A 26327-nucleotide genomic window follows, 5' to 3' on the forward strand; every position below is an offset into this window, starting at 1 on the left:
TAGACTCCCGGCACCGGCCAAGGTGATCCGGCGGAACGCGGATTCAACCGGAAGCGGCACCCACAACCCGGATGGTGCCGCAACACCCGCCGAGGAAAACTGCAGCACCGCCCGGGCAGGACGACCGGTCTTGCCGAGGAGAACGATGAGCAGGCACATGCTGGCAGCGGAGCCAGCGTCCAATCTGGCCCTGAGTGGAAACAATCTCACCATCGTGATCGTGGTCGCCGCGGTCGCACTGATCGCACTAGCCGTCGCAGGCGGCCTGGTGCGCGAAGTGCTGGCCGCCGGCCAGGGCACGGAACGCATGCAGAACATCGCGCGCGCCGTACAAGAAGGCGCCGCCGCCTACCTCACACGTCAATTCCGCACGTTGGCGATCTTCGTCATCGTGATTCCCTTCCTGTTGCTCCTCCTACCTGCGGAAACGACGGATCTCCGCATAGGACGTTCGATCTTCTTCGTGGTCGGGGCGGTGTTCTCCGCGCTGACCGGGTTCATGGGCATGTGGCTGGCCGTGCGCGGGAACGTCCGCGTCGCCGCCGCGGCCAACGAAGCGGGCGAGAAGCGCGCCATGCGCATCGCGTTCCGTACCGGCGGCGTGGCCGGGATGTTCACCGTGGGCCTCGGCCTGTTCGGCGCGGCCGTGGTCGTGTTCGTCTACCAGGGCAACGCGCCCGGCGTGCTCGAAGGCTTCGGATTCGGGGCGGCGCTGCTGGCGATGTTCATGCGAGTCGGCGGCGGCATCTTCACCAAGGCCGCCGACGTCGGCGCCGACCTGGTCGGCAAGGTCGAGCAGGGCATCCCGGAGGACGACCCGCGCAACGCCGCCACCATCGCCGACAATGTGGGCGACAACGTCGGCGACTGCGCCGGCATGGCGGCCGACCTGTTCGAGTCGTACGCGGTCATGCTGGTCGCCAGCCTCATCCTGGGAAAGGTGGCCTTCGGCGAGCAGGGACTGATCTTCCCCCTGATCGTCCCCATGGTCGGTGTGATCACCGCGATCATCGGCATCTTCGTCACCGGGATGCGCGACCGCGACCGCAGCGGCATGGCCGCGATCAACCGCAGCTTCTTCATCTCGGCCGCGATCTCCGCGGTCCTCGTCGCGGTGGCCGCGTTCCTGTACCTGCCCGACAGCTTCAGCGGCCTGACCGGCGCCTCCGTGCAGTCCGACGCCGACCCGAGGCTCATCGCCATCGGCGCGGTGCTCATCGGCCTCGTGCTGGCCAGCGCCATCCAGCTGCTGACCGGCTACTTCACCGAGACCACCCGCCGTCCCGTACGCGAGATCGGCGAGAGCTCGGCCACCGGCGCGGCCACCGTCATCCTGTCCGGCATCAGCGTCGGCCTGGAGTCGGCCGTCTACTCGGCCCTGGTCATCGGCGGCGCGGTCTACGGCGCGTTCCTGCTCGGGTTCGGGAACGTGACGATCGCGCTGTTCGCGGTGGCCCTGGCGGGCACCGGCCTGCTGACCACGGTCGGCGTCATCGTGTCCATGGACACGTTCGGCCCGGTCTCCGACAACGCCCAGGGCATCGCTGAGATGTCGGGCGACGTCGAGGGCGACGGTGCCCGCGTGCTCACCAGCCTCGACGCGGTCGGCAACACGACCAAGGCCATCACCAAGGGCATCGCCATCGCCACGGCCGTGCTGGCGGCGACCGCGCTGTTCGGCGCCTTCCGCACCGCGGTGGAGACCGAGCTGGCCAAGGCGACCGCGGACATCAAGTCGGCGCTCGGCGGCTTCTCCACCTTCACCCTCGGCGTCGACCAGCCGAACGTCCTGGTGGGCCTGATCATCGGCGCCGCGGTCGTGTTCCTCTTCGCAGGGCTCGCGATCATGGCGGTCGGACGGGCCGCGATGCGCGTGGTCTTCGAGGTACGCGACCAGTTCCGCAACAAGCCGGGCATCATGGACGGCTCTGAGAAGCCGGAGTACGGCCGCGTCGTGGACATCTGCACCCGCGACTCGCTCCGCGAGCTGGCCACGCCCGGCCTGCTGGCGGTCATGACGCCGATCGCGGTCGGGTTCGCGCTCGGGTACGCGCCGCTGGGCGCCTACCTCGCGGGCGCCATCGCCTGCGGCACGCTGATGGCCGTCTTCCTGGCGAACTCGGGTGGTGCCTGGGACAACGCCAAGAAGCTGGTGGAGGACGGTCACCACGGCGGCAAGGGCTCGGAGGCGCACGCCGCCACGGTCATCGGTGACACGGTCGGCGACCCGTTCAAGGACACGGCCGGCCCTGCCATCAACCCGCTGATCAAGGTGATGAACCTGGTGGCGCTGCTGGTCGCCCCGGCCGTCGTGCTGTACGCGGGCAACCCGGCCGTCCGCATCAGCGTCACGGTGGTGGCGGTGGCCGTGGTGGTGGGCGCCATCGTGGTGTCGAAGCGGCGCTCCGTGACCACCGAGCCGGCCAACAACGACGAACGGGAGCACGCTCCGGTCGCGTCATAGCCCGGCAACACACCCTCCAGACGCCCGCCCCACTGCGTAGGGGCGGGCGTCTCGCTTTCCGGGTTCGGCTTGCCGGCTTCCTCGTTCCCGGTGGTGAAGTGGAGTGGGGGCCGGTGGGCGCAACGTGAACGGCGCTCAGGGGCGGCGTATGGGCAGATCCACGGTGTCGCGGACCCTTGTGGTGCGGCACCCAGCCAGGACGAGGTGCCGGACACGTGCGAGGCATGTGGCGCTGCTTCGGGACGCCGAGGTTGAAGGCGGGCGTGGAAGCGCGCCCCCTCGGTGGGAAACTGGGCGCGTGAAAGGCGACAAGCAGCCCAGCGGCGGAAAGACCCTGGGCCTCATTCTGCTGGCGATGCTCGTCATCCTGGCCGCGATAGTCGTGCTGGCCGTCTGGGCCTCGAGGACAGGGTGATCTGGTGCGGACGTTGATTGTGCTGCGGCACGCGAAAGCCGCCCACGTCCCCGGGCTGGCCGATCGGGAGCGGCCGCTGACCGGACGGGGTGAGCGGGACGCCAAGCGGGCAGGCGATGAGATCAGGGCGGCCGGGCTCGACCCGGACGTCGTGCTCTGCTCTCCGGCGCTCAGGACCAAGCGCACCGCCGAGATCGCCTTCCCCGAGGTGGAGATCAGCTACGAGCGGGACATCTACGAGGCGTACCCGGAGGAGCTGCTCGAGCTGGTCCGCCGGGCCGATCCCGAGCTGAGCACCGTGGTGCTCTGCGGGCACAATCCGGGCGTGCACGAGCTGGCCCTGGGGCTCGCCGGAGGCGACTACGTCTTCCGGCCGGGGGCGTTCGCGGTGATCGAGGTGGAATCAGCCTGGGAGGAACTCTGGCCGGGTGAGGGACGCCTGGTCACGCACTGGGACCCCAAGGAGAGCTGACCCAGGGGGTCATATCGTCAGTGCGCCGTCCTCCGCGTCCGCCGCCTCGACCTCGTCCCGCGAGATCCCCAGCAGGTAAAGGATCGAGTCCAGGTAAGGCGTGTTGACCGCCGTGTCGGCCGCCTGCCGCACCACGGGCTTGGCGTTGAAGGCCACCCCCAGCCCGGCGGCCGCGATCATGTCCAGGTCGTTGGCCCCGTCACCGATGGCGACCGTCTGCGAGATCGGCAGGCCGGCCTCGCGCGCGAACCTCTCCAGCGCCCGCGCCTTACCCGGCCGGTCCACGATCTCGCCCACGACCCGGCCGGTCAGCTGCCCGTCGATGACCTCGAGGACGTTCGCCGCCGAGTAGTCGATCCCGAGCTCCTCCACCAGCCCGTCGGTGATCTGCGTGAACCCACCGCTGACGATGGCGAAGCGGTAGTCGAGCCGCTTCAACGTGCGCACCAGCGTACGGGCGCCGGGCGTGAGCACGACCTCCTTGCGCACTTCCTCGAACACCTCGGCGGGCAGCCCTTCGAGCAGCGCCACCCGGCGCCGCAGCGACTCGGCGAAGTCCAGCTCGCCGCGCATGGCCTGCTCGGTGACCCTGGCCACCTCCTCCAGGCACCCGGCGTGGGCCGCCAGCAGCTCGATGACCTCGCCCTGGATGAGCGTCGAGTCGACGTCCATGACGATCAGCCGCTTGGCCCGCCGCGACAGGCCGGTGCGCTGCACCGCCACGTCCACCTCTTGGATCGCCGCCTCGGCCGCCAGCTCGACCCGCATGGAGTCGGGGTCGGCGCCGGAGACGGACAGCTCGATGCAGGTGACGGGCCACTGGGCGAGGCGTTCGATGCGGTCGATGTTCGCGCCGGCGGCGGCGATGCGTCCGGCGATGCCCGCGATGGCCGCGGGCTGGAGCGTGGCGCCCAGCACGCTGACCGACAGGCGGCCGCGGCGGCGCTGCTCCTTGGTCTGGGAGCCGGTGGAGAGCTCCACCTCCATGCCGAGGTCCTCGGCCACGCGCTCGACGGCGGTCCACATGGCGCCGAGGGTGGTGCCGGTGCCGGTCGAGGGGCCGCCCGCGTACGCGACGAGCACGCCGAGCGTGAGCCGGCCGCGGATGACGACCTGCTCGATATCCGCCACCGTCACAGGAAAGGCGGACAAAACGGAGAAAAGCCGTGAAGTCACGCCAGGCCGGTCGGGGCCGGTCAGGGTGATGAGGAGGGTGCGCTGGTCCACATCGAGCCACGGTACTGCGCCCGGCCCGATGCTCGCGAAGCAGGTCGGGCATTCGGGTGCAGGGCGGAGGTGAACGTTCCGTAAATGAACGCGGCGGCATCATCCCAGCTGAAAGGGCGGTGAACGGCCGATGAACGCAGCGGACCGCGCCCCGGAGGACGCGGTCCGAAACGTTCCAGAGCTAGCGGACGACCTTGGTCTTGACCGTCTTCCCATAGCCGTGCGAGGGGATGCCGAGCCGCTCGAGCTCTTCCTTGCTCATGTTGTCCATGCCCGTCTGGACGTCATAGGAGACCACGCCGAGCGTGGCCGTCTGCGTGCCCGTCGCGGTCTTCTTCAGCTTGGCCTCGAAGGTCATCTCGATGGAGTCGCCCTTCTTGAGGACCTTCGGCAGGAGGCAGAAGAACGCACGGCCTTCGAGGCCGCAGGCGGTCTTCTTGACACTCGTCGTGTACATGATCCGCTTGAAATCGACGCCCTTGGGGAACTCGCCGCCGACGAACCAGGCGTCAGCGTCGTAGGGCCCCTTGTTGGTGGCGACGATGGAGTACTTGATCTTGCCGCCGGCCTTGGCCGTCTTCGACGCCTTCACTTTGACGTCGAAGACCGAGAACGGATCGTCAGCGACAGTTGTGGCGGAAGCGGGAACAGCCGGGACAAGCAGGGCGCCCGCCAGCAATGCCAGCGACACGACCTTGGTCAGGTTACGCATTAAACGTCTCCGGTGAGGAAGTGGGCACGGGGACGCAGATGCACTCAGCCCCCGTTAAATGCCCGCTGTTCCTATCATGAAGGCAAAATCTGTGTAAAGACTATTTCTTCAGAATCAGGTGTGTGTCGCCGAACTCATGCCACAGATATCCCTTCCGTAGCGCCTCCTCGTATGCCCGTGCCAGCGCTTTCTCGCCCGCTATCGCGCTCAGCATGAGCAGGTGGCTGGATCGCGGCTCGTGCAGCCCGGTGATCAGTCCCGTGACGGCCCGTACGCCGCTCTGAGGCGTGACGACGTGCCGGGTCCAGCCGGCCGCGGGAGCCACCCGCCCGTCCTCGCCCGCGGCCGTCTCCAGAGCCCGTACGGCGGTCGTCCCGGCGGCCACCACCCGGTTGCCGCTCTCGATCGCCAGGTTGACCAGCCGCGCCGTGGTCGCCGGCACCTCGTACCGCTCGGCGTAGGGCGGCTCGTCCTTCTCCGGCGAGGCCACCCCCGTGTGCAGGGTGATCGGCGCGATCCCGACCCCACGCGACACGAGAGCCGTCACCAGCTCCGTGGTGAACGGCCGCGCGGCGCTCGGCATCTCCGCGCTCCCCGGCACGGTCGCGAACACGGTCTGGTAGGCCTCGATCGGCCAGTCCCCGCTCACGTACGAGTACCGGATCGGCGCCCCGTGCACCCGCAGGTACGCCTCCACGTCCCGGTCGAGCGACGCCCGCCACAGCCGCGGCGTCTCCCGTTCGATCAGCCGCAACGTGGCCCGCCCGGGCAGCGGCAGCCATTCACCCGGCTCGCCCCCGCCGTAGGGCTCGGAGGCCGTGGCGGTACGGCGGCGCAGCTCGACCAGCCAGGTGCCGTCCTCTCTGGCGGTGGAGAAGTGCACGGCCAGCCGGTCGAGCCGGACGGCCGCGGGGAGAGTCGCCGAGTTGTTCACCACGATCAGGTCCCCGGGGTCGAGCAGCTTCGGCAGGTCGCTGAAGTGGTGGTGCGAGGGGTCGAGGTCGCCGCGGGAGACCATGAGGCGTACCGCGTCCCTGGACATTCCCCTCGCCTCGGGAGGCTCGCCGGCGGACAGCCCGGGCGGCAGCGCGAAGTCGAGCGCGAGCGTCATTGCAGGCTCACTTTCCCGCTGGCCGGACGGGCCTTGACCAGGTCGTGCAGGGCGGCGGCAACCTTGGCGGGGTCGGCGGCGGCCGCGGCCTCCTCGGCGCCCACGGCGTCGGCGAGCATGCGGGTGTTCATCTCGCCCGGGTCGACCCACCAGACCCGTACCCCGGGCTCCTCGGCCGAGAGCACGTTGGAGAGCTGCTCGAGTGCGGCCTTGGTGGCGCCGTAGCCGCCCCAGCCCTCGTACGCGCCCGTGGCGGCGTCCGAGGTGATGTTGACGACGGCCCCGCCCGCCGTGCGGAGGGCGGGCAGTGTGGCCTGGAGGAGGGCGAGGGGAGCGGTCACGTTGGTCTCCAGCAGCACCCTGAACGCCTCCAACGGATAGCCCGCCAGCGGCGGCAGCGGGGTGACCCCGAGGTCGCTCGCGTTGTTCACCAGGAGGTCCAGTTCGGGCACCGCGCGGGCCAGCCGCCGAACGTGCTCGGGCTCGGTCACGTCGCCGGGGATCGCGGTGGCGCCCAGCTCGGCCGCGGCCCGCTCGAGGTCGTCCGCGCCGCGGGCGGTGAGAACGAGGTTCCAGCCCGCACCTGCCAGCGACCTCGCCAGGGCGAGGCCGAGGCCGCGGGAAGCGCCGGTGATGAGTGCGGTGTTCGTCATGATGCCGACGCTAGAAACACGGCGGGCGGCGCACATCGGGCTGAAGGCCCGCCGCCGCATGGGCACATCGTCCTAGGACCATAAGCTGGGTGCCGTGTCCTCCGACCGAGACGAGATACTCCAGGCGGTGAGCTCGGCGGTGCTCGCCGTCACCCGTCACCTGTCGGTCCGCGAGGTGCTGCAGGTCATCGTACGCTCGGCGCAGCGGCTCCTCGACGCCCGCTACGCCGCGCTCGGCGTGCCTGACGAGGACGGGTCGTTCGCCGAGTTCGTCGCCGAGGGCCTCACCGACAAGCAGTGGGACGCGATCGGGCCGCTGCCCAGACAGCACGGCATGCTCGGCGCGATGCTCCGCGACGGCACCCCTGCCAGGCTGCCCGACCTGCGCAAGGACCCGAGGTTTGAGTGGTGGCCGAAGGCACACCCGGTCATGAAGGACTTCCTCGGGGTGCCGATTCGCGACGGCGAGCAGGTGCTCGGCATCATCTTCCTGGCAAACAAGCGCACGCCCGGCGGCTTCACGCAGGCGGACGAGGATCTGCTCACGCTGTTCGCGGCGCACGCCGCCATCGCGCTCATCAACGCCAGGCTGTACGAGCGCGGTCGCGAGCTGGCCATGCTGGAGGAGCGCAACCGGATGGCCCGCGAGCTGCACGACGCGGTGACGCAGAAGCTGTTCTCGCTCAGGCTCACCGCGCAGGCCGCCTCCGCCATGCTCGAGCGGGCGCCCGAGAAGGCGGCTCAGGAGCTCGAACGCGTCCAGCGCCTTGCCGGGGAGGCGCTGTCCGAGCTGCGGGCCGTGATCGTCGAGCTGCGACCGGCCGAGCTCGACCGGCACGGCCTGGCCGAGACACTGCGCAAGCATGTGCGCCTGCTCGACCGGCTCCACCCGTCCCTGGTCACGTTCGAGTGCGCGGAGCTGCCGGAGGTCGACTCCGTGGTCGAGGTGGCGGTGCTGAGGGTGGCCCAGGAGGCGCTGCACAACGCGCTGAGGCACTCGGAGGGCGTGAGCGTCTCCGTGCGCCTGGCATACGAGGACGGCAAGCTGGCGTTGACCGTACGCGATGACGGCAGGGGCTTCGAGCAGGCGGAGTCGCGCGGCCTGGGTCTGGTGTCGATGCGCGACAGGGCGGAGTCCGTGGGCGGGGTCATGACCGTCGAGTCGGCCCGCGACAGGGGGACCACGGTACGCATGGAGGTGGGCGTTTGATCCGGGTGCTGATCGCCGACGATCATCCGGTGGTGCGGCAGGGCCTGCGTACGTTCCTCGACCTGCATGACGACATCACGGTCGTCGGCGAGGCGGGCGACGGGGCGCAGGCCGTCGAGCTGGTCGCGGAGCTGGCGCCCGACGTGCTGCTGCTGGATCTGAAGATGCCGGTGCTCGACGGGCTGGGCGCGCTCGAGCGGCTGGCCGGGTCGGCGACCAGGGTGGTCGTGCTGACGTCGGTGAGCGATCGTTCAGACGTGGGCCCGGCGATGCGGGCGGGGGCGTCGGGGTTCCTCTACAAGGACGTCGATCCGCCCGCGCTGGTCCAGGCCGTGCGCGCCGTACACGGAGGGCAGGTGCTCCTGGCCCCCGAGGCGGCCGAGGCGATGCTGTCGCCGCAGAACGACCCGCCGGGGCCCGTGCCGCTGACCGAGCGCGAGCGTGAGGTGCTCGCGCTCATCGCGGCAGGCCGGTCCAACAGGGAGATCGCGAGGAGCCTCGCCGTGGCCGAGAAGACGGTCAAGACCCACGTCTCCAACGTGCTGATGAAGCTGGGCGTTCAGGACCGCACCCAGGCCGCCCTCTACGCGGTACGGCACGGCCTGGGGTGATTTAGGTCAGGTGTCCTTCTTCTTGTTCGTTTCCTCGTGGCTGGCCGGCGGGTTGTAGGTCTTGACCGGGGGCGGCGGCGTCCAGGTCCGGCCCGGCCGCGGCGGGGTGACGATCTGGGTCTTGACCTTCTTGAGCCACAGGTAGCCCTTGATGCCGAGGCGCTTGAGCTCTTCCTCGTCGATGTTCTCCATGCCCTGGTCGACGTCGAACGACATCACGCCGACGCGCGCCGAGACCGTGCCCCTGGTGCCCGGCTTCAGGGTCAGCTGGAAGTTGAGCCAGTCGGTCTTGCCCTTCTCCAGCCGAAGCGGCCCCCAGCACCAGAACCACTGGCCCTCCCAGGTGCACTTGGTGCCCTTCGGGCCGCCCCAGCGCAGGGTGGGCCGGACGCCCTTGGGCACCTGGCCGCCCATCCAGTAGTAGTCGGCGTAGAAGGGGCCGAGGTTCTTCGCCCGGACGTAGTACGTGATCTTGCCGCCGCGCTTGGTACGTGTGGTGTGCTTGACGGAGATCTTGAATTTCGAGAACGGCTTCACGTGCGCGACGGTCGCGGCAGGGGGCACGGTCGTGGTGGTGGCGCTCGCCTGGGCGGGCACGGCCAGCGGTGCGGCGGCCAGACCGCCGGCTAAGAACAGACTGACGCTTCTGCGCATGGGACGGCTCCCCGTACGGTGCTGGAAATTGCCGATCATCTCCAGGATTATTGCGTAGGGCAAATTTTTCGCAAAGAGCGATGATCTTTCGTGACCTGGGATGGCTTGCGGGTTTTCGCCGGGACCCATCACGCTTGTGATCGGGGGTCTAGCACGACGGGGAGGGCCAGGTGCCGGAAACGCACCCCTTACAGCCGACCGATCCTCGGACATTGGGCGATTACCGGCTGATCGGCCGCCTGGGCAAGGGGGCGCAGGGGATCGTTTTCGAAGCCGAGTCGCCTGACGGGCGGCGCGTGGCGATCAAATTACTCCACACCCGGCTGGACAAGCCGGGTCTGGACGCCGAGCGATTCATGCGCGAGGTGGCGGCCGCGCGCCGGGTCGCCCAGTTCTGCACCGCCCAGGTCCTGGGGGCTCACATGGACGGCGAGCAGCCGTACATCGTCAGCGAGCTGGTGGACGGGATCTCGCTGCAGGCGGTGGTGCAGCGGGTGGGACCGCGTACGGGCGGCGCGCTCTACCGCCTGGCCGTCGGCACGGTCACCGCCCTGGCAGCCATCCACCGCGCCGGGGTCGTGCACAGGGACTTCAAACCCAGCAACGTGCTGCTCGGGCCGGACGGGCCGCGGGTGATCGACTTCGGCATCGCGCGGGCGCAGGACTCGGCCATGACGCTCAGCAGCGGGATCGTGGGGACGCCCGCGTACATGTCGCCCGAGCAGGTCTCGGGCGAGCGGGTGGGTCCGGCCGGCGACATGTTCAGCTGGGCCCTGACCATGGTGTTCGCGGCCACGGGGCGGCCCGCGTTCGGCGAGGACAGCCTGCCCGCGGTCATCTACCGGGTGATGCACGACGACCCTGACCTCTCTACGCTGCCCGAGGACCTGCGGCCGATCGTGCAGGCGTGCCTTCGCAAGCGGGCCGACGAGCGGCCTACGGCGGCCGAGGCGCTGTTCGCGCTGCTGGCGAACGAGGGGGAGTCGCCGGGGCCCGACGACGTGGTCGCACTCAACACGGGGTCTCAACTCGCCGCCGAACGCACCCCCGCGGACCCACCCCCGCTTGCGGTGAACTGGCGAACGCCCCCCTCCGGTCCGGGTGCGGCCCCTGGGGCGCCGGTGTCTTCCGCGGGGAGTGGCTGGGCGAGTCCCGATGGTCGTACGCCTCCCACCGGCCCTGGCGGGTCGCCCGGGTGGGCGAATCCGCCGGGGCAGTGGCAGGTGCCGCCGCCGTACCCGATGAACGCAGCGCCCCATACGCCTCCGCCTCCTTCAGCGGCTTCCCGGCCGAAAGCTCCGGGGGCCGGTGAGGCGCCGTCCGGGCGGGTGCCGGAGCCCGTCGGGCAGGTGGACAACGACGCGTTCTTCAAGCACGCGCCGGTCGTGGAGCAGCCGGACGAGGTCAGGGTCAGGCGCAGGCGGGCGGCCATGGTGTCCGGCGCGCTCGTCGTGGCGCTCGCCCTGGCCGGAGGGGTGCTGTACCTCGGGCCGAAGATGTTCGGCACCAGCCGGCAAACCGGCGGGAACGGGGCGCAGGCGACCACCTCCGTCAGCACGAGCCCCGTACCAGCCCAGACCCAGAGCCCGAGCCAGGCCCCGACCGCGACGCCGACCCCCACCCCGACCGTCGCCCCCACGCAGGCGGTCGTCCCCGTGCTCGGCAAGCAGGACGGGAAGGCGTTCAAAGGCCACACCAAGGGCGTGCAGACGCTCTCCGCCCTGTCGGCGAGAGGCAGGACGTGGCTGGTCACCGGTGGTCAGGACGGCCGGGTACGCCTGTGGGACCTCGCCGGGCACAAGTCGCTGGCAACCATGAAGGGCCACAGCGAGGAGGTGTACGCGGTCGCCTGCGTGATGGTCGGCAAGACCCCCATGGCCGTCTCCGGCGGCTATGACGGCAGCGTGCGCCTGTGGAACCTCAAGACCCACAAGGGCAAGGTCCTCGGCCGGCACGGCGAGGCCGTCTACGCGGTCGCGGTGACCAAGGTGAAGGACAAGTACGTCGCGGTCACCGGCGACGCCGACGGCTATCTGCGGTTCTGGGACCTGAAGAAGCGCAAGGCCACGGGCAAGAGCATCAGGGCCCACCGCAAGCCGGTCAACTGGCTCAGCGCCACCCATATCGGTGACCGGGCCGTCGCCATCTCCGCCAGCGAGGACGAGACGGTCCGGATGTGGGACATGGCCAGGCGCAAGGTGTACGGGAAGGCGTACAAGGGTCATTCCAGGGGCGTCTACTCGGTCACCGTCGGCAAGGTGGACGGGAAGACGGTCATAGCGTCGGGCGGTAAAGACGGAAAAATCCGGATCTGGGATCCGCAGACCCGCAAGACCATCGCCACCCTCTCCGGCCACAAGAAGATCGTTTACTCACTCTCCTTCGGGACCCTCGACGGCCGGACGGTGCTGCTGTCCGGCAGCACCGACGGCACGATCAGACTCTGGGACCCCGAGACCCACAAGACGCTCGGCAAGCCGGTCAAGGCGCACAAGAAGGGCGTGTACGCCGTGGGCATCGTCCCCCTCGACGGGGGCGCGGCCATCGTGTCCGCGGGCAAGGACAAGGTGGTCAGGCTGTGGAAGATCAGTCCCTGAGCGGTTCGAAGATCGCGTGATGGGCCGCCACGAGCGCACGGCGTACCGCGCGGTCCAGCTCGCGCAGAGCCGCGGTGCGGGCGGCGATCTGCCCCGACGTGAGGCCGCGCTCGTCGGCCAGCGGCAACACGCCGGCCAGCCGGGCGGCGAGGGTGGCGACGCGGTGCGCCCGCGCGGGGTAGCCGGGCGCCAGTTCCCCGCCCCCGCGCCCCACGGCCGAGGGACGGGCCTGCGCGGGACCTTCGACGGAGGACAGTGCCTCGGTGGCCGAGCGCATGGCGTCCGACAGTTCCCGCTCGGCCTCCGCGAGAGACGGCAGATCATGGCGTACGGGCCCGGAGTCGTGCACCTCCAGGCGTACCCCGACATAAGAAGACCCGCGAAGATCCGGAGTGGGCACCAAACCGAGGTTGCGTTCGTCGAGCACCGCGATGGCGGCCTGGCCGGCGTCCACCGCCGCCGAGTTGAACGGCGCGGGCCCGGACAGACCCAGCGGATCGCCGGGGGCGGGCAGGGCGAGCCGGAGCTCCCGCAGCCCGTCGGCACGTAGGTTTGCGAGGTATTTACGCAACGGGAGGTCGCCGGCGACGGCGGGACCGCCGGTGGCTTCCACGTGGTCAGCCGCCTCGTCGAGGCCGACGTGACCGGCGAGCCACGCGTTGCCCCAGGCGACCAGTGAGGGACAGACAGGCGATTCAGGGCGCACCGGTCCACGATAAGCGCTCGCCCTGCAATAGGTTTGTCCCGAGCGTGACTCCTAAGGAGGGATCGGGGATGGGTGGTCAGGTGCTGCGGCTACAGGACGTCGCCGTCAGGCGGGACGGATCGGCCCTGCTGCGCGGCATCGACTGGACGGTCAACGCGGACGAGCGATGGGTCGTCATCGGGCCCAACGGTGCGGGCAAGACCACGTTGCTGCAGGTCGCGGGCACGTTGCTGTATCCGAGTGAAGGTTTGGTCGAGGTTCTCGGAGAGCGGCTCGGGCAGGCGGACGTGTTCGACCTGCGGCCGCGGATCGGGCTGGCGAGCGCCGCGCTGGCCGAGCGCATCCCGCCCGAGGAGAAGGTCATCGACCTCGTGCTGACCGCCTCGTACGGGATCATGGGCCGCTGGACGGAGGAGTACGACTCCAACGACGTGACCAGGGCCGTCGAGCTGATCGACATGATGGGCGCGGCCCACCTGATCAGGCGGCGGTTCGGGACGCTGTCGGAGGGGGAGCGCAAGCGGGTGCAGATCGCCCGCGCGCTCATGCCCGACCCCGAGATGCTCCTGCTCGACGAGCCCGCGGCCGGGCTCGACCTGGGCGGGCGCGAAGACCTGGTGCGCCGGCTGTCGGTGCTGGCGGGCGACTACCGCTCGCCGACGCTCGTGCTGGTGACGCACCACGTCGAGGAGGTGCCGAGCGGGTTCACCCATGGGCTGCTGCTGAAGCACGGCTCGGTGGTGGCCCAGGGGCCGCTGGAGCACGTGATGACGCCCGACAACCTGTCGCAGACGTTCGGGGTGCCGCTGACGCTGGACCGCAGCGCCGAGGGACGCTGGTACGCCCGGGCCTACTAGATCACCATTTATGTATATGAAGACCGCCAAAGGCTGAAACGAAATAGGATTTACGGAGTCGGTCCCCTCGACTTCGGAGCGTCGCCATGTCCGTCGAGCAGCTCATCGTCGCCCTGGTCGTGGTCGCGGCGGTGGGCTTCGGGGTGGCCCGCACGATCCGCATCATCCCGCAGGCCACGGCCGCTATCATCGAGCGTCTCGGCCGCTATCACAGGACGCTGACCCCGGGGCTCAACCTCGTGGTGCCGTTCATCGACCGCATCAAGGACATGATCGACCTGCGGGAGCAGGTGGTGTCGTTCCCGCCGCAGCCGGTCATCACCTCCGACAACCTCGTCGTGTCCATCGACACCGTCATCTACTTCCAGGTGACCAATCCGAAGGCGGCCACGTACGAGATCGCGAACTTCCTGATCGGCGTCGAGCAGCTCACGGTCACGACGTTGCGCAACGTGGTCGGCGGCATGGACCTGGAGCGCACGCTGACCTCGCGTGAGGACATCAACACCGCGCTGCGCGGCGTGCTCGACGAGGCGACCGGCAAGTGGGGCATCCGAGTCAACAGGGTCGAGCTCAAGGCCATCGACCCGCCCGCCTCCATCCAGGACTCGATGGAGAAGCAGATGCGCGCCGACCGCGACAAGCGCGCCGCCGTGCTGACCGCCGAGGGGCAGCGCCAGGCGGCGATCCTGCAGGCCGAGGGCGAGAAGCAGGCGTCGGTGCTGCGGGCCCGCGGAGAGGCGGAGGCGGCCGTGCTGCGCGCCCAGGCGGAGGCCGAGGCCCAGGCCATGCGCGCCAAGGGCCAGGCGGACGCGATCGGCATGGTGTTCAGGGCCATCCACGAGGGAAGGCCGGACCAGCACCTCCTCGCCTACCAGTACCTGCAGACCCTGCCCGAGATCGCCAAGGGCGACGCCAATAAGATCTGGATCGTCCCGTCGGAGATGGGCAAGGTCCTGGAGAACCTCGGCGGCCTCTTCACACCCCCCAAGAGCCCGGACACGTAAAAGGAGGGTTCGTGACGGGGTGGGAGCTGGCCGCGGTCTGCGCGGCCGGTGTGATGGCCGGTGCGATCAACGCCGTCGTCGGGTCGGGTTCGCTGATCACCTTCCCCACGCTGATCGCCGTGGGCGTCGATCCCGTCACCGCCAACGTCTCCAACACCATCGGGCTCGTGCCGGGCTCGTTCACGGCCGCGTACGGCTACCGTCCCGAGCTCCAGGGGCAGCGCGAGCGCCTGCTGCGGCTGGGCCTGGCCTCGGCGCTCGGGGCGCTGATCGGCGGGATCCTGCTGCTGTTCCTGGATCCCGGCGTGTTCCACGTGGTCGTCGTCGTGCTGATCGCGCTGGCCTGCGTGCTGATCCTGGCGCAGCCCGTGCTCAACCGGTGGCTGGCCGAGCGGCGCCGGCACGCGCACCCCCACGGGGGCGTGGCGCTGTGGCTCGGGGTGCTGGCCGCGGGCGTCTACGGCGGATACTTCGGCGCGGCCCAGGGGGTGCTGCTGATCGGGCTGCTCGGCAGCTTCCTCGACGACCATCTCCAGCGGGTGAACGCCGCCAAGAACGTGCTCGCGCTGATCGTGAACGCCGTGGCCGCGGTGCTGTTCGTGGCGGTCGCGCACGTGGACTGGCTCGCCGTGGCAGGGGTCGCGCTGGGGTCGGTGGCTGGCGGGTTCCTGGGTGCCAGGCTGGGGCGGCGCATCCCGGCGTCCGTACTGCGAGGGGTCATTGTGTGTGTGGGCGTCGCAGCTATTTTCGTACTGGTGTACGGATAATTCCAGACTCATATGGGTATGAATCCGTACATGAAGGGTGATCGGGTGGAGATCGTCATCGATGCCGGTGGAACGCCGCGTACTTACGAGATCAGGGCCACCCGCGCCGGTCGGCGGGTCGAGGTGACCACCAGGCGGGGGCTCGTCGAGGTGAGTGAGGTCACCCGTGGCGGCACGCCGGTGCGGACGGCCAGGTTCATGTCCAGCCGCATCCTCGCCCTCGTCGAGCACCCCGCGGGCGAGATCAACTGAAGTCCGCGGCGTGGTCGCGCGCCCACTCCTCGAACGTCAGCGCGGGCCGGCCGAGCAGTCGCTCCACGGTGTCGGTGACCGGCTCCGGAGCCGTCACGAGGCTCGCCCACGCCTTCAGCGCGCTGTCCACGAAGCCCGCGTCGCCCCAGGCCGCCAAGAGGTGCTCGCGGGCCACGTCCGCCGGCAGGTCCTCCCAGCGCACCTCGCGCCCGACCGCCTCACCGATCACGCGTACCTGCTCGGCCTGGGTCAACTGCTCGGGGCCGCTGAGCACGTACGTGGCGCCGTTGTGGCCCGCGGAGGTGAGCACGTGCACGGCCACCGCCGCGATGTCCTTCTCGTGGATCAAGGACCTCGAGGCCTGCCCGTACGGCCAGTGCACCACGCCCTCCCTGATCTGTCCCGCCCAGCCCAGCGTGTTGGCCGCGAAGCCGCCGGGCCGCAGGAACGTCCAGCTCAGCCCCGAATGCCGGATCAGCCGCTCGACCTCGTGGTAGTGCGTCTCCGGCTCGTCCGGCACGTTCGCCGACAGGTACACCGCGCGGCGCGCGTGTCCGGCGATGGCCGCGACCACGTCCGCCGCATGGTCCGCCGTGAAAGCCGGCCAGAGCAGGAACACGCTCTCCACGTCTTTCAGCGCCGGCTCGAGCGTCTCGGGCGCGGTCAGGTCGCCGCGCACCACCTCGACCCGTTCCGGCAGTCGCGCGCGCTCCGGGTCCCTGACGAGCGCCCGCACGTCCAGCCCCGCCTCCGCGAGCTGGGACACCACATGCCTGCCTACATTGCCGGTCGCGCCGGTCACAAGAATCGTGCTCATGAGGCCGACGGTAAAACCTCAAGCCAACTTCAGGTCAAGCCGGGCCGTACCTGGATCGTGCCGTCACGCCGGATCCGCGTCTCGAACATGGGCGCGGGCGCCGTCGCGGGTCCGTGCCGCACCGAGCCGTCGTCCAGCCTGAACGTGCTGCCGTGCCACGGGCAGACCACGCACGCCTCCCCGTTCTCGATGACCAGCCTGCCCTGGTGCAGCGGGCCGGCCAGGTGCGGGCAGCGGTCGGCGAGCACGGTCACGGCCTCGCCCTGGCGCAGCACGAAGAGCTGGATGTAGCCGAGCCGCCGCGCCACGGGGCGGCCCTCCGGCAGGTCCCTGAGCAGGCACAGGTCGTGCCAGCCCAGCGGCACGAGATGGGAGATCTGCGGGGCGTGGTTGGCTCCGGCCGCCTGCCGGTAGGCCATGTGGCCGCCGAGGTAGCCGCCGAGCCCGGCCATCCCGAGCCCGGCCATGGTCAGGGTGCGGCCCGTCCGCTCATGCCCGCGCACCCGGGCCAGCAGGGAGGCGGTGAACAGGCCGAGCGCGGTCACGTTGGACAACATGTGGACGAAGCCCACCCGCTGCTGCTCGCGGTGGAGAGAGGACCAGTCGGTCAGCCCGGCCGCCGCCGTCGGCAGCGCGTTGGCGATGCCGGTGGCGAGCAGCACACGCGTGGCCTTCGGCTCGCCCCCGGCCAGGTCGAGCACGGCCGCGGAGAGCCAGCAGCCGAGGCTGACCGTGGCCAGCGGCGGGTGCAGCGGTTTGCCCGTGGGAACGCCGTGCAGCAGGTCGCGTAGCAGGCCAGGGCGGATGCGCTGGCGTACGGCCTTGGCCAGCACCCTGACCGGCGTGTCGAAGGTCTTGGTTTTCTCGAGCCGATCGGCGAGGGCGACCGGCCCGGCGAGACCCCGCAGCTGCCGACGTTTCGCTCGCACTTCCTCTTTCACGACAAGTCCCCTACCCCACCCATGTGGGGATCACTCGGACAGGTGTCCCCTGGCCACGGAGAGTTCGACCAGTTCGAGGGCGTACGTGCCGAGCGACGGCGAGCCCTCCTCGATGATCCGCACCTTCTCCCTGACCTGGGCGGCCTTGACCTTGAACAGCGGCCACGTGCCACCCTCGGTGTGGTGGTTGGCCAGGATCGGGGCGAAGCGGTCGAGCGCCTTGGCGAATCTGGCCTCCGGCGTCTTCCTGGCCTCGAACTCATCCCAAAGCTCCCGTATCCACCTGGTCTGGTCGGCGGGCAGCAGGCCGAAGATGCGGTCGGCGGCGGCGCGCTCGGCGTCGGCCTGCGCGGCCACCTCCACCGGGTCGTAGATGAACGTGTCACCGGCGTCGATCTCGACCAGGTCGTGCACCAGCAACATGGCGACAACCCGCTGGAGATCGGTCCCCGGCGGGGCATGCTCGCCCAGGACCATCGCCAGCGTGCCCACGTACCAGGAGTGCTCTGCGGTGTTCTCCCGCCGCGAGCCGTCTATCAGGTGGTTGCGGCGGATGATCCGCTTCAACTTGTCGATTTCGATGGCGAAGGCGATCTGGGCGTTCAGGCGGTCCTCTTCTGGCGCGATAGTCACGCGCGACACCCTATTGTGCGATGATCACCCCAGTTGGTGAAATCGTGACCGGAACTCCGTTGAACACCGCGTTACCACTTGGAACGTCGATGGCGGATTCGTCCGTGAGTGCGTTGACGCTGACCCCCGCGTGCTCGGCGGCCACGCTCTGTGTGGTGCCCGCGTGCCCCCATCCGTGCGGCAGGCTGACCACCCCCGGCATGATCGTGTCGGTCGGTTCGAGCGGCACCGTGAGCTCCCCTGTCGCGGAGCGGACCACCGCCTCGCCGTCGAGTCCGAGCCTGGCCACGTCGGCCGGGTTGATCTGCAGCGTGCAGGTGTTGCTGCCGCCGACCAGCGGGCCGACGTTGTGCAGCCAGCTGTTGTTGGAACGCAGGTGGCGCCGCCCGATCAGGACGATCTCCGGCGGCACTTCGTCCAGCTTGACGCGTAGCCGTTCGACGTCCTCGATGAGCTGCGGCGGCGCCAGCTCGATCAGCCCGGAGCGGGTCTTCAGCACCTCGCCCAGCCTGGGCTCCAACGGGCCCAGGTCCAGGCCGTGCGGGTTGTCGAGCAGCTTGCGCAGCGACAGGTCGCCCTTGCCGGCCCACTCGCCGTAGGGGCCGAGCCTGAGCATGAGGTCGAGCCGGCGCTCACTGCCCGTCTCGCCGTCCAGCGCGGCGCGCAACTCCGCCACGTCCCGCCCCTCGATGCCCGAGCCGGGCGTCTCGGCGGCCTTGCGCAGCGTCTCGCCGATAACGAACTCGTCCAGGTCTCCTTCGAGGCCAGAGGCGATCATGGCCAGCCTGGCCAGGATCTCGGCCTCGGAGGGCTGCCCGTCCAGCGGCAGCAGGGGCGGCGAGTACCGCGCGTAGTTGCGTACCGCGAACCCGAGCAGCGCGAAGTCGTAGTGGCCCGACTGCAGCATGCGCGGCGGCGGCAGGATGACGTTCGCGTGCCTGGTGGTCTCGTTGAGGTACGGGTCCACGCTGACCATGAAGTCCAGCCGCGCGAAGGCCGCGTCGAGCCTGTCCCCGTGGGGGGCCGACAGCACGGGGTTGCCCGCGACCGTGACCAGGAACGTGACCTGCCCGTCGCCGGGTGTCTCGATCTCGTCGGCCAGCGTGGCCACCGGCAGCTCGCCGTTGGTCTCCGGCAACCCTCGGACGCGGCTCTTCCACCTGCCCACTTCGTACGGCCGTCGCCGCGCCCCGAACTCCGTGGCGGGCTTGGGGAACATGGCGCCGCCGGGCCGGTCGAGGTTGCCGGTGAGCACGTTCAGCACGTCCACGAGCCACTGGGCCAGCGTGCCGAACTCGGCCGTGCAGGTGCCGATCCTGGCGTAGACGGCGGCCGTACGCGCTCCCGCCAGTTCCCTGGCCAGTCGCACGATCACCTCGGCCGGCACTCCGGTGCGCCGGGAGACCGACTCGGGCGGGAAGTGCTTGGCCGCCTCGCGGACCTCGGCCAGCCCGTTGACCTGCCGCGAAGGCGTGACCAGGTCCTCGGCGAACAGCACATGGACGATGCCGAACAGCAGGTGGGCGTCCGTCCCCGGGCGGACGAAGACGTGCTCGTCGGCCAGCGCGGCGGTCCGTGTGCGGCGCGGGTCGACCACCACGAGCCGGCCGCCGCGCCGGCGCAGGGCCTTCAGCCGTCCGGGGAAGTCGGGCGCCGTGCACACGGAGCCGTTGGACTCCAGCGGGTTTGCCCCCAGCATCAGCAGGTAGTCGGTCCTGTCCAGGTCGGGGACCGCGATGGCCAGCGGATGTCCGAACATGAGTCCGCTCGCGACATGCTTGGGCATCTGGTCGGCGGTGCTGGCGGTGTAGACGTTGCGGGTACCGAGCGACTTGATCAGCGGCGCGCTGTACAGGGCGCCCGCCATGGTGTGCGCGTTCGGGTTGCCGAGGTAGACCGCGACCGAACGGCGGTCGGCGACCCGATCGAGGCCCGCCTTCACGGCGGCGAACGCCTCCTCCCAGCCGACCTCGCGCCACAGGTCGCCCTCCCTGATCAGCGGCTTGCGCAGCCGGTCGGGGTCCTCGTCGAGCCGGCCGAGACTGGCGCCCTTCGGGCAGATGAACCCCTTGCTGAACGGATCGTTCTTGTCGCCGCGGACGCTGGTCACGTGCCCGCCCTCGTCGAGGGTGAGCGTGAGGCCGCAGACGGCCTCGCAGAGGGGACAAGTCCGGTGGACGGTCGACGTCATCACGACTCCTGAGTTCGCCAGATGAACTCATCTTGGCTCGTGCCGGACACATGGGGAAGCCCCGGAGCCCCCGCGGCCTCCGGGGCTTCCCGCCCAGGGGAATGTCCCGGATTCCCCTAGGTCCCTAGCCCGCCTGCGACAGCGCGACCTTCGGCCGCAGATCAGGCGGCTCCTCGAGGTCGGGTCTCACCGAGACCCAGGCTCGTCTGCCGTACAGCCGCTCCAGGCCGGGAGAGGCCGCTCCGGGGACCTCGTCGCGCCTGACGATCTCCACGATCACGAACTGTGCCCGCCGGCGGTGCCGGTAGACGTTCGCGCTCCTGGCCCAGCAGGCCGCCGCGATCTCCTCGCTGTACGCCTCGAACTCCTCGGCGCAGATCCCGGCCCTGGTCATGACCAGTGCCTTCTCACCCGTGGTCGTCGGCGTGATCCACAGGATCAGCGGGATCCGCCCCGCCCTGGTGTGCATCGTCGTCTCCAGGCACACCCGCTGCAGGCGGTGCCTGGAGACCACGCACCAGAAGTGGCCGGCCACCCAGTTGCGCCCCGTCCTGGTGGCGGCCGGGACGGAGACGGCGCTCGTCAGCAGGACGAACGGCCACCACCGGCCCTCCTGCGTGGCGCCGAGCAAGGTCAGCGTCAGCAGCGCCAGCGCGGAGAGCAGCACCAGCTCGGTACGGATGCGCCAGAGCCTGACCAGCGGCCCGCCGTGCCCGGCGGCGGGAAGGTCCTCGTTGGCCGGGTACATCTGGTTGCGCGGGTTCCTCGGCACGTCAGGACACCTCCTCTGTCACGCGGTGTGGCACGCTGAGCTGGTCAAAGCGTGGGTCACGGTAGCGACGGGAGCCGAACCCCGTCCTGGTCACGGTCCAGCCGACGTGGTGCGCGAATTCGTCCGGCTCCATGCAGATTTCGCGATCGGCCCATGCGATGAGTTCCCGGATCCGGGACTTGATTCGGCCGAGTCCCTTGGTACCTTGTGAGTACATGAGAAGACCCCTTTCGCGGCATTTTCAGAGGTGGCTTCTTCGCCGGTCCGACGGCTGATGACCGGTCTCGCCGCAGGGTGGCAGCCCAAATGCGGCGCGCTGGTGATCGGCCTCGGCCCGGCTTTTTACATGCTCGAATGAGCGGACAGTCGCTGAGTTCTTCAGACGATTCCGAGATCCTTCCGGCAAGTGGCCTCCCTGGCGCAGAGTTTCGTTTCCGGGACGGCGACGTTGCCGGCGAGGCGGCCCGAGCGGGGCCGCGCGATCTTCGACGGAAGGCCCGATGCGTACGGCCGTGTCGTCATTCGCGGCCTCCTCACACCCGAGAGCCCTCCTGTAACCGATCGTCCCCCGAGGTGCGCGATGCTGCAATACATTCAGCAAGGGAAGATTTAATTTTCTTCACAGTTGCGGTGCAACTTGCACGAGAACTGTCAGGCCGACGGGGGGCGAGAGGACTTCCGCCTTGCACCCACCCCTACGTGGAGTTTGTCTTGCCCCTAGGCTCGTCTCATGTAAGCCTTCAGGCAAGGCCGCGCGGCACTCTACGTGCAACTTGCAGTGTAAGATTGGGCGAACGGCCCAGAAAGCCGGGCCCCAAACGACCCCTTCCCGTTACACCTTCATTCCCGACAAGGAGAGTGGACGGTGCCATCGCAGCAGGGCAGTCCGACAGTACGCAGGCTCCGGCTAGGCCAGGAACTGCGCCTTCTCCGGGAGCGAAGAGCGCTCACCGGTGCCAAGGCGGCCAGGGAGCTCGGCTGGTCCGCGAGCAAGGTGAGTCGGATCGAGGCGGCCAAGACCATGCCGAGCGCCGACGACATCAAGGCCATGGCCGGGCTCTACCGCCTCGACGGGGCGAAACTTGACGAACTCTTCGGCCTGTTGCGAGATGCGGAGCAGCGGGGGTGGTGGGAAGATTACGAAGACACTCTGCCCGAGGAGTACACAAGATTCCTCGGGTTAGAGGCCGAGGCGAATTTCCAGCGCAACTGGGAACCCCAGATCGTGCCGGGCATCCTGCAGACCGAGGACTACGCCAGGGAGGTAATCCTGGCTACTCGTGGCATCGCGCGCATCACGCACAGCGGCGTCAGGAGCCGGGTCGAGGCCCGCCTCGACAGACAGCAGCGGGTTCTGCACCGGGCGGATCCCTGCGAGCTGACCGTGGTTCTCGACGAGTCGGCGTTGATGCGCCGCTTCGGCGAGCCCTCGGTGATGCGAGAGCAGATGGAGCTTCTCCTGGAGGTCTCTATGCTGCCGCACATCAGTATTCATGTCCTGACTCTGGACTCGCTTCATCCGGTTAACACCGGTGCGTTTATCCATCTGAAGTTTTCCGCTTTTGATGATGTTGTGTACCTAGAACAGCTGTATACTGCTCACTTCGTCGATGATCTCGAACGAGTGGCCGGATACGAAGCGGCTTTCGACCACATCAGGTCGGAGGCCCTGGATGAGGACGAATCTCGCGTGCTTATTCAGCGCAAGGCCATGCTCTGGCGACGATAGCGACGAAAGCCTCAGGAAGGGGCAATGGTGCCCCTTTACTTATTTGGGGAGAAAATGTACATCCATACTACGGCGGCCGCCTGGCGGAAGAGCAGATTCTGCAACGGCGCATCGGCCTGCGTCGAGGTCGCCCCCCTTGCCGACGGCAACATCGCGTTGCGTGACAGCAAGGAGCAAGACGGTCCGGTGCTCGTGTTCACTCCTTCGGAGTGGGCCGCCTTCACCGCAGGGGTCCGGGAGGGCGAATTCGATCCGGACACGCTGACCGCCAGTGCGTGATAAACGGCCCTGGCGCCTTGTGCCAGCAAGTTGACCAGGGCCGTTCATCGAAGAGGCATCGGACGCGCCTCATCACTCACATCGCCCACCAGCGTGGGCACAGAAACCTGCACATCATGGCAAACGGAGTCAGGATGTGCAAGCTCTAACGCGACTTTGATCAAGGTCGCGTCTGGGCCCGCTCTCCCAGGAGTGCGGGTCTGCCACAGCTTGTCATGACCGCGTCCACGTGCCGTCGCATTCCGTATCACCCTCCGGTTTCATCCAGGAGATAGCGATGGAGAAGTGGTCTCCCCCCGACCGTAGATCGCAAAATCGGTGCCTGTTCCAGATCGCGCGGTTTTTCGACACGGTGCCGGACACGTCCTTCGACGTGGAAATCGAAATCGATGGCCCACGCGTTATTCAGTCTCCGAATCTGTCTGTCGCCCTCGCGGACGATCAAGCGCGAACCGTCATGCTGACCGTACGGCCGACGGGCAATGGCCACCCGGCCGGCGATTGGCAAATTCAGGTCTACGCGGTTCGCGACGTGCGGAGGGCTGAAATCGAGCTCTGCGCATTCCGTCAGGTGCCGCAGGACGTGTGGGACGGGTTGACCGCAGTGGTCTACCCCTACTGCAAGACGCCTAAGAAACGATTCCCGCCGATCAGGCTCTTAGGAAGCTGGATCCGCTCCCACGTATGGGCCAAGTTCGTGCTCCCTGTCATGGTCATCGTGGTGGCAACCGGGCTGACGGTGTGGATCGGCTGGAAGGGCTGACGTTCAAGTGGCGGCGCGTTCCCCTGCGAAGGGGGACACGCCGCCACCTTGCCAGGAGACGCCCAGGCCCTGTCCGACTGCTCACGAGGTCCAAGTTCAGGCATGTGCCGGTACGCGGCGCCGTACGAGGAAGATCGAGCTCAGCCCCGCGAGCACGGCCAGGCCGGCCATGGCGTAGGAGGACGTCAGGGCGGCGGAGACCGTGCTGTGGCCCTGGCTGAGCGTGATGAACAGCGTTCCCACCGTGGAGACGCCGATGACCTGCCCGAGCTGCATCACGGTGAGCAGCGCGCCGCTCGCGTCCGCCGCGTACGCGCCGTCCACCTGCTCGGTCGCCATGTTGGTCACCGCGACCTGCACGCCGAGCCCGGCGCCGACGAGAGCGCTCATGATCGCGTACGGGAGACCGCCGCCGGCGGCGAGCCCCAGGCCCAGGTAGGCGGGTGCGGCCACCACATAGCCGAAGGGCACCAGCGGGCGCTGCAGGCGGGCGGGCAGTTTCGGCCAGCCCAGCCCGACGAGGCCGAAGGCCAGCGCGCACGGCACCAGCATCATGCCGGAGGCCAGCGGGGTCAGGTGCAGCTCGCCCTGTAGGTGCAGGGCGGAGGTGAACAGGAACGCGCCCCAGGTCGCCGGGCCGAACAGCAGGACCGCCAGCCCCGGCCGCATGCCGGGCGCGCGCAGCACACGTGCGTCCACCAGCGGACGGCCGCCGCGGGCGGTCACCCAGCGCTCGATGCGGACGAACGCCGCGAACATCGCCACGCTCAGCGCCATCGAGATCCAGCCCCACAGCGGCCACCCGAGCTCGCGGCCCAGCACCATCGGCACCACGAGCAGGAGCACGGCGGCCGACAGGCTCACCAGGCCCCACGGGTCGAGGCCCGCCCTGCCGCCGCCGTTGTCGGCCGGCAGCACCTTCAATCCGGCGCCCAGCAGGAGCGCGCCGATCGGGACGAGCACCAGGAACACGATCCGCCAGCCCGCGCCGATGCCCAGCAGGATGCCGCCGAGCGCCTGGCCGACCACGATGCCGCCGCTGATCACCAAGGACCACAGGCCGATCGCCCGGCCTCTGGCCGCGCCCTGGTAGTTACGCTGGATCAACGTCAGGACCTGCGGCATCATCAGTGCCGCTCCGGCGCCCTGGAGCAAGCGGAAGACCACCAGCCAGCCCGTCGAGGGCGCCAGGCCCGCGCCGAGCGTGGTGACGGTGAAAAGCGTGAGCCCGCCCAAGAACGCGTTGCGGTAGCCGAACAGGTCGCCGACCCTGGCTCCGGTGATCAGCAAGACGGCATAGACAATGGTGTATCCGGCGACGATCATCTGCAGCCCGGCGCCCGAGGAGTGCAGGTCGGACTCGATGGTCGGGGTGGCCACGTTGACGATGTTGACGTTCAGGATGGCCAGGAACTGCCCCACGAGGATGATCGCAAGGAGCAGGCCGCTGGCTCTGGTCCCTTCCTTCGGTGTTGTGCCCGCGGAAGGGGTGATGGCGGCAGTTTGCGTCATGTGGATCAGTCTGCCGGGGATCCAGTACCAGTAACGAGAGCCCCTTTATACTGGTATTGAGGCTAACTGGCTAATATCTGCCGCTTCGCTCCATAGCGGAGGTATGAGCGTGACAGAAGCAAGGCGTACTGATCTGTCGGCGTTCCTGCGCACTCGTCGCGAGCGGATCACCCCGGAGATGGTCGACCTCGCGCCCGGCCCGCGCAGGCGGACTCCCGGCCTGCGGCGCGAGGAGGTCGCCCAGCTCGCCGGCGTGGGCGTGACCTGGTACACGTGGCTGGAGCAGGGCCGCCCGATCAACGCCAGCGCTCAGGTGCTGGACGCCATCTCCCGTACGCTGCGGCTCGACAGCGCCGAGCGCCAGCACCTCTACCGGCTGGCCGGGCACGCGGAGACGATCGCCGGCGATTCGGGCCACGTGACGCCCGAGATGCAGCAGATCCTCGACCGGCTCGGCGACATGCCCGCCTGCGTGGCCAACAGCCGGTGCGACGCCCTGGCCTGGAACGCCGCGTACGCCGCGCTCTTCCCCGAGATGGTCAACGCGCCCGAGGGTGAGCGGAACTCGCTCTGGCACACCTGCCTCACTCCCAATCCCACGACCCTGCTGCTCAACCGCGACCAGGAGCTCTCGCGGGCCGTTGCGGTGTTCAGGGGCGCGTACAGCCGCCACGCGGACGACCCGTGCTGGCAGGACTTCGTGCGCCGGCTCAGCTCCGAGAGCGCCGAGTTCGCGCGGATGTGGGCCAGGCAGGACGTGGCCGAGCCAGGGCCGAGGGAGAAGGCGTTCAAGCATGCGGAGCTGGGGGAGCTGCGCTTCAGCACAACCAGTCTCACGGCTGTCCCTGAGATCCGGCTGATCGTCTACACGCCGATGGACGATCAAACTTGGGATGCGATGCGTAGATTGATGGAGAAGTAGCCGCCTGTGCAGTATTCCGTCCCTTCATGGCATGCTCGATCCCTGAATGACAG

At 69.1% G+C, this 26327-nt stretch carries 25 protein-coding genes; 13 read left to right on the plus strand and 12 right to left on the minus strand.

Annotation, left to right across the window (positions count from 1 at the left end):
- Positions 1-145 precede the first annotated feature (145 nt).
- Positions 146-2464, plus strand: coding sequence for a sodium-translocating pyrophosphatase (locus ACQPWU_RS02435; RefSeq protein ID WP_433436673.1), 2319 nt, complete (start codon positions 146-148; stop codon positions 2462-2464).
- Between the two features lie 419 nt (positions 2465-2883).
- Positions 2884-3351: a SixA phosphatase family protein gene (locus tag ACQPWU_RS02440; protein WP_433436675.1), complete on the plus strand. Its 468-nt coding sequence runs from the start codon at positions 2884-2886 to the stop codon at positions 3349-3351.
- A 9-nt stretch (positions 3352-3360) separates the two neighbouring features.
- On the opposite strand, the gene serB is transcribed toward ACQPWU_RS02440, so the two are convergent.
- The 4 genes from serB to ACQPWU_RS02460 all read right to left on the minus strand — a co-directional run bounded on the left by serB (position 3361) and on the right by ACQPWU_RS02460 (position 7054).
- Positions 3361-4578 (minus strand): phosphoserine phosphatase SerB, encoded by a 1218-nt coding sequence (gene serB / locus ACQPWU_RS02445; protein WP_433436677.1) that lies wholly within the window; start codon positions 4576-4578, stop codon positions 3361-3363.
- A gap of 181 nt (positions 4579-4759) precedes the next feature.
- Positions 4760-5290, minus strand: coding sequence for a hypothetical protein (locus ACQPWU_RS02450; RefSeq protein ID WP_433436679.1), 531 nt, complete (start codon positions 5288-5290; stop codon positions 4760-4762).
- Between the two features lie 100 nt (positions 5291-5390).
- Positions 5391-6401 (minus strand): S-adenosylmethionine:tRNA ribosyltransferase-isomerase, encoded by a 1011-nt coding sequence (locus ACQPWU_RS02455; protein ID WP_433436681.1) that lies wholly within the window; start codon positions 6399-6401, stop codon positions 5391-5393.
- On the minus strand, positions 6398-7054 hold the full coding sequence (locus ACQPWU_RS02460; protein ID WP_433436683.1) for an SDR family oxidoreductase: 657 nt from the start codon (positions 7052-7054) through the stop codon (positions 6398-6400). The genes ACQPWU_RS02455 and ACQPWU_RS02460 overlap by 4 nt, the downstream gene beginning before the upstream one ends.
- A 94-nt stretch (positions 7055-7148) precedes the next feature.
- On the opposite strand from ACQPWU_RS02460, the gene ACQPWU_RS02465 reads away from it, so the two are divergent.
- Together ACQPWU_RS02465 and ACQPWU_RS02470 are read left to right on the plus strand one after the other, a co-directional pair.
- Complete coding sequence (locus ACQPWU_RS02465; RefSeq protein ID WP_433436685.1) at positions 7149-8264, plus strand: GAF domain-containing protein; 1116 nt, start codon at positions 7149-7151, stop codon at positions 8262-8264.
- Positions 8261-8875: a response regulator transcription factor gene (locus ACQPWU_RS02470; RefSeq protein WP_360694173.1), complete on the plus strand. Its 615-nt coding sequence runs from the start codon at positions 8261-8263 to the stop codon at positions 8873-8875. Before ACQPWU_RS02465 ends, ACQPWU_RS02470 begins: the two co-directional genes overlap by 4 nt.
- Before the next feature lie 6 nt (positions 8876-8881).
- Here ACQPWU_RS02470 and ACQPWU_RS02475 read toward each other — a convergent pair whose 3' ends face one another.
- The gene (locus ACQPWU_RS02475; RefSeq protein WP_433436687.1) at positions 8882-9529 is read right to left on the minus strand and encodes a hypothetical protein; all 648 of its coding nucleotides are present in this window, start codon (positions 9527-9529) and stop codon (positions 8882-8884) included.
- Between the two features lie 212 nt (positions 9530-9741).
- On the opposite strand from ACQPWU_RS02475, the gene ACQPWU_RS02480 reads away from it, so the two are divergent.
- Positions 9742-12126 carry a protein kinase domain-containing protein gene (locus ACQPWU_RS02480; protein WP_433436689.1) on the plus strand — a complete coding sequence of 795 codons (2385 nt, stop codon included), beginning with the start codon at positions 9742-9744 and terminating at the stop codon, positions 12124-12126.
- On the opposite strand, the gene ACQPWU_RS02485 is transcribed toward ACQPWU_RS02480, so the two are convergent.
- Positions 12116-12832 carry a hypothetical protein gene (locus ACQPWU_RS02485; RefSeq protein WP_360694180.1) on the minus strand — a complete coding sequence of 239 codons (717 nt, stop codon included), beginning with the start codon at positions 12830-12832 and terminating at the stop codon, positions 12116-12118. The genes ACQPWU_RS02480 and ACQPWU_RS02485 overlap by 11 nt on opposite strands.
- Positions 12833-12900: 68 nt before the next feature.
- Here ACQPWU_RS02485 and ACQPWU_RS02490 point away from each other — a divergent pair, with 68 nt between their 5' ends.
- From ACQPWU_RS02490 to ACQPWU_RS02505, 4 genes are all read left to right on the plus strand, one after another.
- Positions 12901-13689 (plus strand): ABC transporter ATP-binding protein, encoded by a 789-nt coding sequence (locus ACQPWU_RS02490; RefSeq protein WP_433436691.1) that lies wholly within the window; start codon positions 12901-12903, stop codon positions 13687-13689.
- Between the two features lie 86 nt (positions 13690-13775).
- Positions 13776-14696, plus strand: coding sequence for an SPFH domain-containing protein (locus tag ACQPWU_RS02495; RefSeq protein WP_360694185.1), 921 nt, complete (start codon positions 13776-13778; stop codon positions 14694-14696).
- Positions 14697-14707: 11 nt separating this feature from the next.
- Positions 14708-15463, plus strand: a complete 756-nt coding sequence (locus ACQPWU_RS02500; protein WP_433436694.1) for a sulfite exporter TauE/SafE family protein — start codon at positions 14708-14710, stop codon at positions 15461-15463.
- A 30-nt stretch (positions 15464-15493) separates the two neighbouring features.
- Positions 15494-15715: a hypothetical protein gene (locus tag ACQPWU_RS02505; protein WP_349452626.1), complete on the plus strand. Its 222-nt coding sequence runs from the start codon at positions 15494-15496 to the stop codon at positions 15713-15715.
- Here ACQPWU_RS02505 and ACQPWU_RS02510 read toward each other — a convergent pair.
- The 5 genes from ACQPWU_RS02510 to ACQPWU_RS02530 form a co-directional block, all read right to left on the minus strand.
- The gene (locus ACQPWU_RS02510; RefSeq protein ID WP_433436696.1) at positions 15708-16532 is read right to left on the minus strand and encodes an NAD(P)H-binding protein; all 825 of its coding nucleotides are present in this window, start codon (positions 16530-16532) and stop codon (positions 15708-15710) included. The two genes, ACQPWU_RS02505 and ACQPWU_RS02510, sit on opposite strands and share 8 nt — an antisense overlap.
- Positions 16533-16561: 29 nt before the next feature.
- Entirely contained in the window at positions 16562-17461 is a 900-nt protein-coding gene (locus tag ACQPWU_RS02515) for a Rieske 2Fe-2S domain-containing protein (protein ID WP_433436698.1), read from the minus strand.
- Between the two features lie 42 nt (positions 17462-17503).
- Positions 17504-18115 (minus strand): HD domain-containing protein, encoded by a 612-nt coding sequence (locus ACQPWU_RS02520; RefSeq protein ID WP_433436700.1) that lies wholly within the window; start codon positions 18113-18115, stop codon positions 17504-17506.
- Position 18116: 1 nt separating this feature from the next.
- Entirely contained in the window at positions 18117-20297 is a 2181-nt protein-coding gene (locus tag ACQPWU_RS02525; RefSeq protein ID WP_433436702.1) for a molybdopterin-dependent oxidoreductase, read from the minus strand.
- A gap of 124 nt (positions 20298-20421) precedes the next feature.
- Positions 20422-21069 carry a hypothetical protein gene (locus tag ACQPWU_RS02530; RefSeq protein WP_433436704.1) on the minus strand — a complete coding sequence of 216 codons (648 nt, stop codon included), beginning with the start codon at positions 21067-21069 and terminating at the stop codon, positions 20422-20424.
- 865 nt (positions 21070-21934) lie between these two features.
- On the opposite strand from ACQPWU_RS02530, the gene ACQPWU_RS02535 reads away from it, so the two are divergent.
- From ACQPWU_RS02535 to ACQPWU_RS02545, 3 genes are all read left to right on the plus strand, one after another.
- Positions 21935-22798 (plus strand): helix-turn-helix domain-containing protein, encoded by an 864-nt coding sequence (locus ACQPWU_RS02535; protein ID WP_433436706.1) that lies wholly within the window; start codon positions 21935-21937, stop codon positions 22796-22798.
- A gap of 24 nt (positions 22799-22822) precedes the next feature.
- Positions 22823-23077: a DUF397 domain-containing protein gene (locus ACQPWU_RS02540; RefSeq protein ID WP_433436708.1), complete on the plus strand. Its 255-nt coding sequence runs from the start codon at positions 22823-22825 to the stop codon at positions 23075-23077.
- Positions 23078-23354: 277 nt separating this feature from the next.
- The gene (locus tag ACQPWU_RS02545) at positions 23355-23840 is read left to right on the plus strand and encodes a hypothetical protein (RefSeq protein ID WP_433436710.1); all 486 of its coding nucleotides are present in this window, start codon (positions 23355-23357) and stop codon (positions 23838-23840) included.
- A 96-nt stretch (positions 23841-23936) separates the two neighbouring features.
- Here the strand turns inward: ACQPWU_RS02545 and ACQPWU_RS02550 are convergent, their stop codons facing one another.
- Complete coding sequence (locus tag ACQPWU_RS02550) at positions 23937-25352, minus strand: MFS transporter (protein ID WP_433436712.1); 1416 nt, start codon at positions 25350-25352, stop codon at positions 23937-23939.
- Between the two features lie 109 nt (positions 25353-25461).
- On the opposite strand from ACQPWU_RS02550, the gene ACQPWU_RS02555 reads away from it, so the two are divergent.
- Positions 25462-26274 carry a helix-turn-helix transcriptional regulator gene (locus ACQPWU_RS02555; RefSeq protein ID WP_433436714.1) on the plus strand — a complete coding sequence of 271 codons (813 nt, stop codon included), beginning with the start codon at positions 25462-25464 and terminating at the stop codon, positions 26272-26274.
- The last annotated feature ends 53 nt before the right edge of the window (positions 26275-26327 follow it).

It is taken from the genome of Nonomuraea sp. CA-141351 (genome assembly GCF_050944675.1).
Taxonomy (GTDB): Bacteria; Actinomycetota; Actinomycetes; order Streptosporangiales; family Streptosporangiaceae; genus Nonomuraea.